The organism is Vibrio sp. Sgm 5 (genome assembly GCF_026241575.1).
Lineage (GTDB): Bacteria > Pseudomonadota > Gammaproteobacteria > Enterobacterales > Vibrionaceae > Vibrio > Vibrio jasicida.
The window spans coordinates 19,956-34,465 of record NZ_JAPHPY010000056.1 but is presented as its reverse complement, the minus strand read 5'-3'; the positions used below and the strand labels follow the sequence as shown (position 1 = coordinate 34,465).

Genomic DNA, 14,510 nt, shown 5'->3' with positions numbered 1-14,510 from the left:
GAGCCGCCCTCACCACCACCATTACACGCAGTAAGAAGTGTTGCGAGGGAGACGCTTGTTAGTACAGATAGAGATGAATTCCTTTTCAACAGATACATGTTGAACAGTTTCATTGATGTCACTCGGTTGTTGAAGATTCAACTATTTTGGCTGCTACGCTTCAAAGTAACCACTAAATGACAGTGATTAGTTATTAACGATTAAGACTATGATATTAAAATGATTAATTTGAGAGTCAGTTGTTTTTAATTGATGAAATCCAGAGCTCAAGGCTGGTTAGAAGCTTTTGACACTTTCTATTGCCTTAAGTAGTTGGCAAAAATCGAAGCAATCTTGAATGCTGTTAATTTCATAGTTTAGAGAGTGGGCATCTAAATGAACGGTTGCGACCAGCCGCGTTCTTTCGGGGGTCAGTTGAATGATGATTCGGTTGTTGACCAACCCTTGGTGATGTTGAGAGTATCCAATCTCCTTTGAGAATTCAGCTATCGTCGTACGCCACAATGTAATGTGAAATAGTGTTCGGGTCATGGTGTAATGATTAATACTGATTGTTCGAGCGGCTATCATCCACACGAGCGGAATCAGTTACCAATAAATGGTTGTGAATAATGCCATTAATCGCGGATTGAAGAAGCATGGCTGTTAACCATTTTCACTTATGCAACCACAATCTAAAACCCATTCTCCCATAGATTTTCGTTATTAATTTTATACGATACTATCCCATTGATTCCAAACAACTACTTCATTATAAAAACTTCTAAAATGGCCATTTAACCCTTATTAATCTCGATTCGCGACCATTCATTTAACACAAACACTGACCTTCACCATACTTGCCGGCCCAAACGAACGACTTAAGGTGTAGGTATGCAAAACGTCAAATTCAATCATGTGTATGCAATGGCATTGAACCATGCACATTCATTTACAGCACTTGAGTTGCTGCAAGAAATGGCTGAGCACTCTCCGGAAACCTATACACACACGCTCAATGTATGCTTAATCGCTTATGATTTTGGTGAATTTCTGAGTTTTACAGATGCGCAGTTAGAGCTGATTTTTGATGCTGCTCTAGTACATGACTTAGGCAAGCTAAAAACACCAACGACGATCCTCCATAAACATGGCAAGCTTGAACCAATTGAACGTCAAGTGATGAGCGAGCATGTAAAGTACACCTACCAGATTGCAAGAGGTATTAAAGCTCTAGAAACAGCGACAATGGTTGGTGGTCTTCATCATGAACGTTGGGATGGAAATGGTTATCCATTTCGTCTTAAGGGCGACGAGATTCCATTTATCGCGCAAGTGCTCGCGATTGTCGACACATGGGACGCAATGGTTTCAGACAGAGCTTATCGAAAAGGTATGCCTCAATCGAAAGCAGTCAACACCCTTTTAGCCGAAAAAGATAAAGGCCAGTTTAATCCGAATCTAGTCGAGCGGTTTGTTACTTACATTCATTCTCACGGTAAAAGCAACCTGTCGTGAAGAGCATCAATAATATCTTCTTTTCCAATGTCTTTTTTGAGTTACTGCCCATATCCAACGTTCATAAACGGAAACGCCCAAAGTTATTAGCTTTGGGCGTTTCTTCTAACAAAACCTGGTTGAGGCGGATGTACGACATACCGAGCGTTACAACGTCATGTGTAAAATTGGAAATGGTTTACCCATATCATCGAGTGGTGAGCGAGATTCGATTTTGAAGCCCATACGTTGGTAAAAACCGACAGCTTGTGGGTTTTGCTCATTCACATCCACTTTTACTGCGCCGAGATATTTGATCGCGTGTTGCAGCAACATCTTACCTATGCCCTTTCCTCTTGCTTGATTTAGAAGAAACAGCGTCTCGATTTTTTCATCATGAACACCAACAAAACCTTGTATTGCACCTGTCGTGTCTTTCATACACTTTAAGGTGACTGCAGGAAATGCTTGCTCAATAATGATGGGTTTTAAAAACTCAATATCTTCTTCTGTGATGAAGTCATGCGTCGCTCGGACTGAGTTTTCCCAAACTACTAGCAGCTCTGCATAGTGTTCAGGAAGCACATTTTCTACCGTCATAGGTGTTCTCTCTTTGAGTGGACTGAAGTTCAATGTGCAGCCGCGAATCGGCATTTTAACAAGATCACTGTATTCTGCCTACGCTAGACGATTAAGAATAACGTCCTCAAAAGATCTTTGCCGCCACTCGATTAAATAATTGTTGGCAATCTTGTCCAAGAAGACGGGTAAATAACCCAGCTTTAACCAAACTATGCAGAGCTGGATAACGTTGTTTCGGTATAAAGCCATCTTCAAAATATCGCTCATCGCCGAACCCTAAGATTCGTTCATGTTCTTTGGTCAAACCTTTCAAAAAAGCAGCGTTGAGCAAAAGCGGCGCGTACCGATCATACTCCTTATCCAAACTCTGAATAGGGAAAGCAGGATCGTGAAAATTGTAAAACACCACATTACGAGATGTCAGCACCGGATAGTTTTGTCGATGAACCCCACTCGTATCAAATAAAAAGGCGGTGCCTGCTTTGCCGGTCACGTGTCTTATTGGCAAGTTCATTTCATCGACTTGCGCTTTGTTCCAATGACCCGGAGCCAGTTTTTGTCGATGGCTTTGCTCTACGTAAGCAAACTCACCACTGTCTACATCGGTAAGATACACACCCAACTTTATCTGGGGTGGCGGCTCTTGGCATCGGTCAACGTCATACCAAGCGTCGTTATGCCATCCATGAAAATTACGAGTGGTACGAATGGTTTTCCACCCCCTAACCTCAGTCACTTGAAATCGGTCGCCAATGTAGTCACGGCATATATGCATCAAATCATCATGTTGGATTGGGTACAAAAAAGCAGGCGACAGTGTAAGTAAGTTTTCAATGAGTAATCGCCATCGTTCATTTTGTTGGTATCCCGTCCAAGTATTAAACTGTGGATGGGTAAGGTGTTGATCAAAGCATCGCTGCATTTGCTCGAGCTTAGGTAGCGGAACATAACCATCAAGCACAACAATACCGTTTTCACGTAATTGTTTGAGAATATCTTCTACGTTTAGCATTAGAGCTCCCTCTCTCCTAACCTCTCAATTCGAGCATTTTCTTCATGCTCTCCCACAAACTTTCATTCGAATTAAGCAAACGTTGATAATGCGAAAAAGTCTTAGACACCATATTGTCCAAGCCAAAGTTCTGTTCTGCATGACGTCGGCCCTTTTGGCCAAACTCTACTCTAGCGTCCGTATCTTCGATTAATCGCCAGATAGCGTCATATAAACCAGTCTCATCCCCAGCTTCAATTAAGATCCCACTGTGATGATGCAGTATGACCTCTGGCAGACCACCTATATTAGAAGCAACAACAGGAACACCGCATGCGGACGCTTCAATCGCAGTAAGACCAAACGCCTCTCCCCAAAGAGATGGCATAACAAACACATCCGTGACACTCAAGATATCCGGAACATCAGAGCGTAAACCTAAATATTGAATGTCTCTCTGGTAATCCTGATGAGCACAAAGGGTTTCCACTTCTTTACGGTATGCGCCATCGCCAATGATCAAGAACTGGCATTCGATACCACCATCAACACAACGTTTGGCAACATTGAGAAAATGGTCGATGCCCTTCTCTTGTGTCAACTGACCAATGAAGGCCACTATCATGATGTCGTCGAATACGCCAAGTTGCGCGGACTTAATCTGCCTTGCTTTCTCTTTAGATATCGCCGATTGAAACCGCGCGAGGTCAATACCGTTATAGAGGCGATGTATTTTGTGGTGAGCATTTGGCAAGTTTCGAGCAATGCGTGATGCAACAAAATCAGAGACAGGCAGATATGCGTCAATCGCGAGACTCAGAATACTTTGCCGCATAGAACGGAGTTGGTTTAAGACCAAATAATCTTTACTGGGCATACCAAGAGGATTGGAGCTGTGATCCGTAAAAACAATTTTTCCGCCCCACCTCAATTTACACAACAACAAGCTCGGATCTGTTGGACCAATAAAGTGGGTGTGAAGAATATCGACTTTACGCTCTTTCAATAAACGTACAATGAAGCCTGAATTAGTGATTTTGTCATAATCTAAGCAAATAAGCTCACAGCCTGACTCAAGCAGCCATGTCTTCAGAGTCGGTGATATGGGTTCAATAACGCAGACAATGTAAGTCCATCCACGCTTTTGGGCTTCTTTTCCCATTGACCATAGGTAGTCTTCAAAAGAACCTTGTTTTTGGGGTGAGATTAACGCCCAACAAAACACTGTTGGTTTGAATACTAAATCATTGGAATCTTTCACTGCTTTCTCCTTCACTATCTCCGTGAGCAAAGAGGTCGCCCCATAATGCTCATTGGTCGTAAGTTAGAAAGCCAACCGAGTACCTATTTTCAATTTGATAACGAGAGATGCGCTGCCCCCCGGTTATTGTTCACTATGCAATAACAAAGCCAAGGGGAGATGCAAAGGCGACAAACGAAAAAAGAGCCCTCACATCCATGGGGCTCAAGTAAAATTTCGTATTATTGTCATTTTAAGATGAGGTCAAGACTATAGGAGGTGTTAACGCTCAGACGCATATTAACCCACCAGAATGATTAGGAATAAGCATCTGAACTCTCGAGCTTTTTAGAATTGCTTATTGCATTCGACGTCGAGTTTCAATTACTCATCGTCAAAAAAGCCACCATACATCAACCATGGTGGCTTTCTTATTTATCAATTTAATAAACGCGTAAACTGATATCTCTCATTATGAGAATCGAGATTAGTTAGTTGGACGCCAAACACCCCATTGGTCTTTCTGGTAAGTCGCTTCAGGGTTGTCACCACCTTGAATCCACCATTGTGCTTTCCAGTTTTGGTCAGCGTAAGAAACCACTTCACCACCTAAGTATGTTTTAGCCGCATCCCAAGTGCCATTCTCATCTGGATCTGGTTTAGGATCTGGGTCTGGCTCAGGTTTTGGTGGCGTAATTTCGTCATCACCTGCAATAACCTCGAAAGTGAACGTCTCAGCACGTGCGCTGTTTACCGCGTTAGCAACAAATGACAGTGTTTCGTTCTGCGTGATTGCGCTAGTGTTTACCACTATAGACGAAGTACCGTTGTTCTGAATGCTCACCGATGAACCTTGAGTTTGTGTTAGGTTCGCGGCTTCACTTGTGGCAATAATTACGCTGTCACCAGCATTGACGACTTTATCGCTCTTCACAAGTTCATAAATATCGCCAGTCAGTGGCTCTACACCACCATCATCACCATCAATAACTGAAATCATGCCAGATGCGCGGCTATCTTTTGAGTTAAAGAAGTTACGTGATGGATCGTTCTGGAAGTACATGTAATGTGACATTTCTTCATGCCAATCACCGATGAAGACTGCGCCGTCTTTGAACTCTGCGTGCCAACCGTTGATTTCTGAAGCAAGTAGACGTGCCCAATCATTTACGTTCGAAGCTTCAACCTTAATATCAAAACTACGTGCCACATCGCCATTCTTGTTGATGACGTCATATTTAACTGTGTCACCGATTTCAGGATTTACAAAACCTTGAGGAATGTACAGGTCACCGCGAACAAGATCAGCTTCAGGAGGAAGAGTATCACCACCTGCAATAGTGATATCAGAACAGTTGTAGAAGCCTTCACCAGCGGCATCATCACGCTGCCAACGAACAAATAGAATCGCGTCACCAGAACGATCTGACGGAATCGTAACGTCCATGCGGTATTTGCCGCCATTTACGGGAACATTACCTACCGTCTGAATCAAGTCTAGATCGCCCCATGCCAGTGCTTTACTTAGATCCGCACCAGGTTTGGTTAGATAAAACTCCCAGAATGAAGGGTTGTGAGGAGCCGTCGCATTAAACACAAATTCAAATGTTCCTGTGTTTAGTTCAGTACGAGTCCAAGCCGTATGTGGCGCACCCATTCCCTTTTTCTGAGGGTCATTTGCATAACACAATGTGCCATCAGGAATCGCCGCTTTCACTGCTGCCATATTGTTGTAATCCGTAATGTTCTTAGCGAATTCATTACGCTGAACAAAAGGATAAGAACCAGAGATGTCTTTCGCTTGAGCACATGCTGCATTTGGTGGCGTACCAGACCAAACTCCACCTTGTTCGTAACACGTGTTTTGACGAGCACTCGGGAACTCAGACCAGCCGTGAGCATTAGCTGCTGTAGGTAGCCCGGATAGCATCGCCATACCCACCGCGATTTTAAGAATGTTATTATTTGCTTTCACTTTTTCACTCTCTACCGTTTATTGTACAAAATAGCTTCAGTGGATATTTTATAACCACTGTTACCTATTGCGTGTTTATAGTTTTAATCAGAAAACAGTGAAAAATAATATACGTAAGTTTAATCAATAAAAGCGTCATGGTTATTGATAGGAATTAACATCACAATTTTAAATAATTCAGATATATATGACAAAACCAACACAAACAAACAATTTTCTTAAAAAACATATCCATAAGTTCATTTTACATCCATAAACCAATAGAAATGTAGAGTAAATATACCAGAACAGAACACCAATCAATCAGAGCTATATATAGTTATTTCTTGTGACTTACGTTCCAATCAAATTATTTATCATTATGATTGAAAAATATAATCAAATAAGAACTAATATAAATAAACAAAATATAAAGAACCTCATATTTCATTGTTATTATATTTACTCTTGCTAATAAAACGAACATAGAAAGACAACAACACTTTGCTCTTATCTTGCAAATAATCTTTGTGTCTAGAAAAGAAAAAAGGAGCTGTCGCTCCTTTCGTTTTATCGTTGAATGTGAACATCTCTTTGAGGGAATGGAATCGTGATGTCTTCGGAATCAAAGGCATCTTTCACTCGCTCATAAAGACCAAAATACGCTGGCCAATAATTTTCAGAATCAACCCACGCCCACACTAACATTCCGACATGGCTATCGCCGTGTTGGCTCACATGTACAGTAGGCTCGGGTTCATCGATGATCAGCTCATAGTTCTCCATCACTTGCATGAGAACACGGCGGGCTTTATGGATATCGTCACCGTAGCTAATACCAAACTCAATATCGATACGACGCTTCTCTTCACAAAATAAATTCTTCACCGTTCCGTTAGACAATGATCCGTTAGGGATGATGATTTTTTGGTTGTCATAAGTTAGCAAGACAGTCACAAAGATTTGAATATCAACCACTTTGCCCATGTGCCCTTGCGCTTCAATCACATCGCCGACTTTAAATGGCTTGAAAAACAGAATCAGCACGCCACCGGCGAAATTAGACAAGCTGCCTTGCAGAGCCATACCTACAGCAAGGCCAGCTGCACCTAGCATTGCAATAAAGGACGTGGTTTCGACACCAATCATGGATGCAGCAGAAATGATCAAAAGGATTTTTAAAATGACGGAGGCAAGAGACGAGAGAAAGCCTCTCAAACCATGCTCGATTTTCATTTTTTCTAACGTGACTTCTATCGCTCGGCTGACTTTGCCTACAATCCACCAGCCAACAAACAACACTATCAAAGCTAATATGAACTTTGGCCCAAAGGTCAGCAGCATCTCCAAACATTTTTCATACAATGCTTCTAGAGAAATGTTTTCCCACATTTGTATACCTCTCTAATATTAAAAAGAGGAGTACTGTGGGTGTACGGTGCGTTGAGTTCAACTGACTCCAAGCAAGATTAAAAAAGACAATCACATTTTTTGTTCGTACTAACCGATATTTAGCGTTTGTAGGAAGGAAATATCGACTCGGTATCAAAACCCCAGATACAACAAAGCCCGCTATAATAGCGGGCTTTGCGTTTGTCCATGAAGGACTAAATTTGGTGGGTCCAACCAGATTCGAACTGGTGACCCCTACCATGTCAAGGTAGTACTCTAACCAACTGAGCTACGGACCCAAATTTAATATTCAGCATACTTTGGTTTTAGCATGACTTTAAGGAATGGTGGGTCCGACCAGATTCGAACTGGTGACCCCTACCATGTCAAGGTAGTACTCTAACCAACTGAGCTACGGACCCATTCCTTAAGAACGAAACGGATATTAGCTATATCCTATGAGGGGTGCAAGCATAAATTCACTAACTTTGATTCGTTTGGCGAAAATCTAAACTCAACACCCGCTTTTAGACGATTTTATCGACAAAGCATTGGCAGGTACGAGCTAAAAGTGTGATCTACTTAACTTTTATATTTTCGGCTAATTATCGTAGGGCACTTCGCTGAGCATCCAAATTTGCAAAACTTGCGATACGTTTGGGCAATCGCCAAACAAAATTTGGTATTTAGGCTCGAAAGGTTCACCAATAAACGTGGTACGAATCAGTTTGCCAGTTTTTAGGTCCACCTGCGTACTCACCCTTCCCTTGAAGTTTTGAAAAATCGCAAATTGTTCACTGTGGTACACCATCTGCTCTCGATAGAACAAAAAGTGGTCTTGTGGTGTTTCAGTAAGTTGGCATTCTAGTGGTTTTAAAGGCTGCTGAGCTTGCACACTCAATGCCACTAGCAATGCAGATAGGCTCCATCCAAATCGCATCGTACGTCCCTATTCTTCTTTCTTTATCAAAGTATAGGAGCTATCGGGGTAACTGCAGCGAAGCTCGGAACTTGTGACTACCAAGAAAGAAAAAAGCTTCAACCAATCCAGTTGAAGCCTTTCTCTATCTCATTATCTGGGAACGAAATGTTTATTCGTCTTCGGTATCAAACACCACGTTGTAGTTTTCTGTGTAGGTACAGTTTGGCTGGCGGCTACAGGTAAAGAAGCGTCGACCTTTAAACTCACCTTGGCTTGCTGTTCTGATGATCATCGGACTGCCACACTTTTTACAAAAGCGGACTTCTTTATCCGGTTCAATCAAATCAATGTGTGCCGCCAATAAACGACGTAAACGCCCCACTTGATAACTGTGTTTCACCGATGCGCCAATCAAAGGAAGGTTCGCCGATTTACACACGTGCATCAGCAGTTTTTGGCGCTCGACTTTGCCTTTATGCAATTGCTGACCATTATCAAGCTCAATAATTACACGAGGTTCAAGCGTTCTAGGGTCGCAGATAACGTAATCAAAGTAGCTGCGTGAAATTCGGTTACTGGCAATAAAGAACTGTTTTTTGTTCTTAACCTCTTTTGGTGCGATCAACGTTGCCATGTTTACTTTGGCAAACACCACAGCATGATCACCAACCGCTGCTCTTAACGCATTAAAAAACGCGCCTTCCTGCCCTTTTAATAAAGGACCTTTCGAACGGTATGGGAAGTCTCGCGTGTCATCGTTTTTGATCACGTACTTTTGAATGATAAAGAAGAAAACAACAAGTAGAACAACAATGATAAAGATGTTGGTCATAGATAAAGTGCGCCCAAAACAACTAGTTGCTCAAAGCCTAAATGGAAATTTTAGCCAGAGCAACAAAACCGATAAATTTTGCGGGGTGATAATAACAGCCGCAAAGCTTTTGAGCACGATTTACGTTAATCAAACAAGAACAAAAGCGGGCTCCATCAAGAGCCCGTTTGTTAATCATTAAGATGTATAGAAAGTGCTAGCTGTTTGCGTCGGGTTGGTTCTCTGGCATGGCATCAATAAACGCGGGCAGTTGATTACATGCTTCTACAACCGAGTTAATTACCGGATAAGGAGTCATATCCACTCCAAAACGTAACGCATTGTACACTTGAGGCACTAAGCAAATATCAACAACAGAGGGAGAGTCAGTCACACTGTAGATACAGTTTCCATGTTGTTGTCGATGCTGATTTAGCTTCTCTTCTAATGCCACAAAGCCTTGATTTACCCAATGATGAATCCATTCGACTTTCGTCTCTTGATCACACGACAGCTGCCCTTCTAGGTACTGCAACACGCGCAAGTTATTGAGTGGGTGGATCTCCATCGCGATATCCTGAGCCATAGCCAAAGCCTGGTAACGAAGTGGCGATGGTTCTGGAATCACTCGAACTTGTGGATACTGCTCATCAAGATACTGAATGATGGCAAGAGATTGGTTGAGTTGAATATCACCATCCACCAGCACTGGCACAAGCTCAGAGGCGTTTAACTCATGGTATTCCGCGCTATGCTGCTCGCCGCCATTACGTACCAAATGAACCGATTTGGACTCGTAACTCAAGGCTTTTAAGTTTAAACAAATGCGAACTCGATAAGCCGCAGAAGACCGCCAATAGCCATAGAGGGTGATGTTATCGCTCATACTTCCCTTGCCCCTCACTCTCAGTGTCTTAGGTATTGGCTGACTTGCTGATCAATCGCGCCAAAGATCGAGTTGCCATCTGCGTCAAACATCTCTAGCTTGATTGAGTCACCAAACGACATAAAGCTTGTCGACGGTTTACCATCACGAATGGTTTCAATCATGCGCACTTCTGCGATACATGAGTAGCCTACACCACCCTCCTCGATAGAGGTACCGTGCTCCGTGCCCTGCTTGTTCGATACTGTGCCCGAGCCAATGATTGCGCCCGCAGAAAGTGGACGTGTTTTGCTGGCATGGACAATCAAATCAGCGAAATCAAACGTCATATCTACTCCAGCATTCGGACAACCAAATGGGGCATTGTTGTATGTAGAAACCAAAGGCAAATGAACTTTGTTCTCATACCATGCTTCACCCAGCTCATCTGGCGTTACTGCAACAGGAGAAAACGCCGATGACGGTTTTGATTGGAAGAAGCCAAAACCTTTCGCCAGTTCTGCCGGAATCAAACCACGCAACGACACATCGTTAACTAGCATGATAAGACGAATTGCTTCTTGTGCTTCTGCAATGCTTGCTCCCATCGGCACGTCACCAGTGATCACGGCAACTTCACCTTCGAAGTCAATGCCCCACTCGTCGCTGGCAAATTCGATGTTGTCGCAAGGACCAATAAATGCGTCAGAGCCACCTTGATACATCAAAGGGTCGGTCCAGAAGCTTTCTGGCATTTCCGCACCACGCGCTTTACGAACTAATTCGACGTGATTGACATAAGCACTGCCATCCGCCCATTGATAGGCGCGAGGCAATGGTGATGCTAGGTAGTGGGATTCAAACGCTTCACTTCCTGAAACCGAACCATTGTTTAGCGCGTTATAAAGCTCTTCCAGTTGCGGAGCGACTTTATCCCAGTTATCCAATGCCACTTGCATGGTCGGTGCGAGATGCATCGCGTGGAAAATTTCGGTTGCCGGAACACATTGTGTCAGGTCTTTGCTCACGACCATCAACAGACCATCGCGAGTGCCATTTTTCTTGGTTGCTAATTTCATCCTTGCCCCTTACTTCTCTTGCCAGCTATAGACGTATTCTTTGTTTTCAACCTTATCGAGCTCGTCAGAAAACTCTAACGCGTGGCGCGTATCAATCATCACTGCCACTTCATCGGTGAACTTCTTCTTATACTCCTGACCCGCTTTGAACGCTTTCGGATGAGGGCCATGAGTAAAGCCTGCCGGATGGAAAGTCACCATTCCTGCTTCAATGTTGTCACGGCTAAAGAAATCCCCTGCGTGGTAGAACAAGACTTCGTCATAATCGTCATTGTTATGATAGAACGGCACCTTCAGTGCGCCAGGGTCGCTTTCGATTGGTCGAGGTACAAACGTACATACTACGAATCCAGCACCAACAAATGTAGTGTGGGCAGAAGGCGGTAAGTGATAACGATGCGACATCAAAGGTCGAATATCACGCCAGTTCACTTTCACCACTGCCAAGTCACCGTGCCAACCAATCGCATCAAGCGGGTTGAATGGGTAAGTAATCACACTGACTTTGTCATGGCGCTTCACATGAACTTGGGTTTGCTCTTCTGAGTATTGCGCACGGAATTCGTCATTAATTGACGGCGTTTGCAGAACCGCTGGGTCAAATACAGCATGATTACCCACCATGCCTTTTTCTGGCAAAGAATAAGCGGCATCGGTGTTTTCAATCATCAGAACAAACATTGGCTCACTTGGTTCTAATCGCCAACTGGTTGAGCGTGGGATCATCACGTAATCGCCTTCGCTCACTTTGAGATGACCATAGTCGCAATAAAGATCTGCCGTGCCGTGATGGATGAACAGCAACTCATCGCCATCGGCGTTACGCACCAAGAAGTCCATCTTCTCATCCATACGCCATACACGGATCTTACAGTTGGCGTTGTGTAGAAGATGCGGCACTGCCCAAGGCGAAATCTGACTCGCCGTTTCGACTAGGCTGAAATCGAACGCGCGCGGGCGTAAATCGCCTTCCCACTCAGACCAACCTGTCGGTGCGTGTTGATGATGAAAGTGTGCCGCAGGACCGAAGAATCCACTTCGACCTGCTTCACGTTCGTAAATTGCCTCTTCCGGGAAATCAGCATGTGCTTGCTTGGAGCACACTCCCTCCCGATGAGGGAATGTGATCCATTTATGCATCGCTTAGTACTCCTCGGCGGATTTGGTCTTCTTCAATCGATTCAAACAAGGCTTTGAAGTTACCTTCACCAAAGCCTTCGTTGCCTTTACGCTGGATGATTTCGAAGAACACAGGGCCAATTACGGTCTGGGTGAAGATTTGTAGCAAGATGCCGTCTTTGGTTGGCGCGCCATCAATAAGAACTTGTAGATCGCGCAGTTTGCTGACGTCTTCCCCGTGTCCTTTTACGCGCTCGTCCACTTTCTCGTAGTACGTATCTGGTGTTGGCATAAAGTCCATGCCACGATCACGCAGTGTTTGAACGGTTTGGTAGATGTCATCGGTTGTCATCGCAATATGCTGAATACCCTCACCGTTGTATTCACGGATGAACTCTTCAATCTGGGATTTGTCGTCAGAAGACTCATTGATTGGAATGCGGATCTTGCCACACGGTGCGGTCATTGCGCGGCTAACAAGCCCTGTCAGCTTACCTTCAATGTCGAAGTAGCGAATCTCACGGAAGTTACCAATGCGCTCGTAAAATCCAGACCACACGTCCATGTTGCCTTGCTTCACGTTATGAGTCAGATGGTCGATTTCGTACATGCCAACGTCTGCTTTCGCTAGACGTTCCTCTGCATCATCGTAGAAGCGGAAGTCGACATCGTAAATGCTCTGTTTGCCGTAACGATCCACGAAGTACAGAAGGCTTTCACCAATGCCGTAAATTGCGGGGATGCTTAGCTCCATCGGACCGATTTCCGTTTTGTACTCTTCACCGCCGTTATCCAGAGCCTGCTTTAGTGCGACGTTCGCGTCTTGCACACGAAAAGCCATGCCACAAACGGAAGGTCCATGAACTTTAGCGAAGCCTTCTGCCTGACTGTGCGGCTGAGCATTAACGATAAAGCTGATGTCACCTTGTCGGTACAGCCAAGCCTCTTTAGAACGGTGCTTTGCGATTTCTGCAAAACCCAACGAAACAAACAGCGCTTTCAGTTGTTCAATACCTTCGCTATCCGCCGCTGTGTATTCCACAAATTCGAATCCATCCGTGCCTAATGGGTTGTAGGTGTCCACCATGACTTTCTCCTTATGTCATTGTTGTGTTTGAACATACGTTCTTGTTCGATATTTCTAACTTGGCGCAGGAGGAGAAAAATTGGAACACATACGAGGAAATCTAGCTTCATGCACTTTTTGCAACGTAATGTAAAAAATATGTTACACAACATTATTCACCCGCAATCGTTTACGTGAAAAATAAGGAAAACACATAATATCAACGCATTAGCATATCGTTTTTAAATTTACACGCCCAATCAAGATGTAAACAGATTGTTACCGCAATGACTTTTGTGGGCAGTAACGCGCAATTCTCATTCAAACAGTGTCAATATACGGACAATTATTCTGATAATATATGGAATGAGTGCCGATAAGTGGTAGTATCATTTTTTAACCACTACACTGGCAAATAGTTATGGCACGCCGAACTCAAGAAGATACCCAGATTACCATCAACACCATCCTCGATGTCGCGACAGAGCAGTTGATCAAGCTTGGTTACGAGAAGATGTCCTACACGACGTTGAGTGAGCAATCGGGAATATCGAGGACGGGCATAAGCCATCACTTTGCAAAGAAAGCCGATATTCCTCGCGCTCTACAAGGCAGACTGCTAAAAATGTTGATGGAGAAGCTCGACCTGTCCGGTAGCGAAGAGGCATTAGTCAGTAGTTGGAAGCAACATTTCGAAGATTCTGAATTCATGGCGATCTGGCGCTTGGCATTCTTGATGACCGTTTGTGAGCACCACACTCCTTACCTCAAAGACTTTCAAAACCAGGTAGAGGCAGTGGCTTCTTACAAGTTGCACAAAGATAGCCAGCGTACGGTTGAGTGGATGATTGGATTAACCCTGCTAAGCATTCATCGATACGAATAATTCTGCATTAACTAGTAAGTTCCTTTCCCTCAACCAATTCGATACACATGCTCCATTTATTATGTATATAAAGAGCATGTGTTTTTCATATAATATTATTCAAAGTTAACTCAAACAGAATGAACTT

At 43.7% G+C, this 14,510-nt stretch carries 13 protein-coding genes and 2 tRNA genes; 2 read left to right on the top strand and 13 right to left on the bottom strand.

From position 1 onward, the window contains the following. The first annotated feature begins 873 nt into the window (after positions 1-873). Positions 874-1,497 carry an HD-GYP domain-containing protein gene (locus tag OQJ86_RS22515; protein ID WP_265991054.1) on the top strand — a complete coding sequence of 208 codons (624 nt, stop codon included), beginning with the start codon at positions 874-876 and terminating at the stop codon, positions 1,495-1,497. 147 nt (positions 1,498-1,644) lie between these two features. Here the strand turns inward: OQJ86_RS22515 and OQJ86_RS22510 are convergent, their stop codons facing one another. The 13 genes from OQJ86_RS22510 to hppD form a co-directional block, all read right to left on the bottom strand. Next, on the bottom strand, positions 1,645-2,076 hold the full coding sequence (locus tag OQJ86_RS22510; RefSeq protein WP_265991052.1) for a GNAT family N-acetyltransferase: 432 nt from the start codon (positions 2,074-2,076) through the stop codon (positions 1,645-1,647). A gap of 106 nt (positions 2,077-2,182) precedes the next feature. Continuing rightward, positions 2,183-3,070, bottom strand: a complete 888-nt coding sequence (locus OQJ86_RS22505; protein ID WP_265991050.1) for a phytanoyl-CoA dioxygenase family protein — start codon at positions 3,068-3,070, stop codon at positions 2,183-2,185. Positions 3,071-3,086: 16 nt separating this feature from the next. After that, the gene (locus tag OQJ86_RS22500) at positions 3,087-4,310 is read right to left on the bottom strand and encodes a glycosyltransferase family 4 protein (RefSeq protein WP_265991048.1); all 1,224 of its coding nucleotides are present in this window, start codon (positions 4,308-4,310) and stop codon (positions 3,087-3,089) included. A 466-nt stretch (positions 4,311-4,776) separates the two neighbouring features. Continuing rightward, complete coding sequence (locus OQJ86_RS22495; RefSeq protein WP_265991059.1) at positions 4,777-6,225, bottom strand: lytic polysaccharide monooxygenase; 1,449 nt, start codon at positions 6,223-6,225, stop codon at positions 4,777-4,779. A 588-nt stretch (positions 6,226-6,813) separates the two neighbouring features. Further along, positions 6,814-7,635 carry a mechanosensitive ion channel family protein gene (locus OQJ86_RS22490; protein WP_265991046.1) on the bottom strand — a complete coding sequence of 274 codons (822 nt, stop codon included), beginning with the start codon at positions 7,633-7,635 and terminating at the stop codon, positions 6,814-6,816. A gap of 222 nt (positions 7,636-7,857) precedes the next feature. Continuing rightward, positions 7,858-7,934 (bottom strand) — tRNA-Val (locus OQJ86_RS22485). Between the two features lie 46 nt (positions 7,935-7,980). After that, a tRNA-Val gene (locus OQJ86_RS22480) sits at positions 7,981-8,057 on the bottom strand. Between the two features lie 179 nt (positions 8,058-8,236). After that, positions 8,237-8,575 (bottom strand): hypothetical protein, encoded by a 339-nt coding sequence (locus tag OQJ86_RS22475; protein WP_105069354.1) that lies wholly within the window; start codon positions 8,573-8,575, stop codon positions 8,237-8,239. A 151-nt stretch (positions 8,576-8,726) separates the two neighbouring features. Beyond that, on the bottom strand, positions 8,727-9,389 hold the full coding sequence (locus OQJ86_RS22470) for a DUF2726 domain-containing protein (protein ID WP_039978152.1): 663 nt from the start codon (positions 9,387-9,389) through the stop codon (positions 8,727-8,729). Between the two features lie 196 nt (positions 9,390-9,585). Next, positions 9,586-10,254 carry a maleylacetoacetate isomerase gene (gene maiA / locus OQJ86_RS22465; RefSeq protein ID WP_265991042.1) on the bottom strand — a complete coding sequence of 223 codons (669 nt, stop codon included), beginning with the start codon at positions 10,252-10,254 and terminating at the stop codon, positions 9,586-9,588. Positions 10,255-10,274: 20 nt separating this feature from the next. Next, entirely contained in the window at positions 10,275-11,312 is a 1,038-nt protein-coding gene (locus tag OQJ86_RS22460; RefSeq protein ID WP_265991040.1) for a fumarylacetoacetate hydrolase family protein, read from the bottom strand. A 9-nt stretch (positions 11,313-11,321) separates the two neighbouring features. Beyond that, the gene (locus tag OQJ86_RS22455) at positions 11,322-12,452 is read right to left on the bottom strand and encodes a homogentisate 1,2-dioxygenase (RefSeq protein ID WP_265991038.1); all 1,131 of its coding nucleotides are present in this window, start codon (positions 12,450-12,452) and stop codon (positions 11,322-11,324) included. Next, positions 12,445-13,518 carry a 4-hydroxyphenylpyruvate dioxygenase gene (hppD, locus tag OQJ86_RS22450; RefSeq protein WP_038897049.1) on the bottom strand — a complete coding sequence of 358 codons (1,074 nt, stop codon included), beginning with the start codon at positions 13,516-13,518 and terminating at the stop codon, positions 12,445-12,447. The genes OQJ86_RS22455 and hppD overlap by 8 nt, the downstream gene beginning before the upstream one ends. 400 nt (positions 13,519-13,918) lie before the next feature. Here hppD and OQJ86_RS22445 point away from each other — a divergent pair, with 400 nt between their 5' ends. Then, positions 13,919-14,383, top strand: coding sequence for a TetR family transcriptional regulator (locus OQJ86_RS22445; RefSeq protein WP_265991035.1), 465 nt, complete (start codon positions 13,919-13,921; stop codon positions 14,381-14,383). The last annotated feature ends 127 nt before the right edge of the window (positions 14,384-14,510 follow it).

Bases quoted from the DNA above. Each gene is read 5' to 3' on its own strand.
- OQJ86_RS22515 (WP_265991054.1), top strand. From the start codon at position 874: ATGCAAAACGTCAAATTCAATCATGTGTATGCAATGGCATTGAACCAT.
- OQJ86_RS22510 (WP_265991052.1), bottom strand. From the start codon at position 2,076: ATGACGGTAGAAAATGTGCTTCCTGAACACTATGCAGAGCTGCTAGTA.
- OQJ86_RS22505 (WP_265991050.1), bottom strand. From the start codon at position 3,070: ATGCTAAACGTAGAAGATATTCTCAAACAATTACGTGAAAACGGTATT.
- OQJ86_RS22495 (WP_265991059.1), bottom strand. From the start codon at position 6,225: ATGGCGATGCTATCCGGGCTACCTACAGCAGCTAATGCTCACGGCTGG.
- OQJ86_RS22490 (WP_265991046.1), bottom strand. From the start codon at position 7,635: ATGTGGGAAAACATTTCTCTAGAAGCATTGTATGAAAAATGTTTGGAG.
- OQJ86_RS22475 (WP_105069354.1), bottom strand. From the start codon at position 8,575: ATGCGATTTGGATGGAGCCTATCTGCATTGCTAGTGGCATTGAGTGTG.
- OQJ86_RS22470 (WP_039978152.1), bottom strand. From the start codon at position 9,389: ATGACCAACATCTTTATCATTGTTGTTCTACTTGTTGTTTTCTTCTTT.
- maiA (WP_265991042.1), bottom strand. From the start codon at position 10,254: ATGAGCGATAACATCACCCTCTATGGCTATTGGCGGTCTTCTGCGGCT.
- OQJ86_RS22460 (WP_265991040.1), bottom strand. From the start codon at position 11,312: ATGAAATTAGCAACCAAGAAAAATGGCACTCGCGATGGTCTGTTGATG.
- OQJ86_RS22455 (WP_265991038.1), bottom strand. From the start codon at position 12,452: ATGCATAAATGGATCACATTCCCTCATCGGGAGGGAGTGTGCTCCAAG.
- hppD (WP_038897049.1), bottom strand. From the start codon at position 13,518: ATGGTGGACACCTACAACCCATTAGGCACGGATGGATTCGAATTTGTG.
- OQJ86_RS22445 (WP_265991035.1), top strand. From the start codon at position 13,919: ATGGCACGCCGAACTCAAGAAGATACCCAGATTACCATCAACACCATC.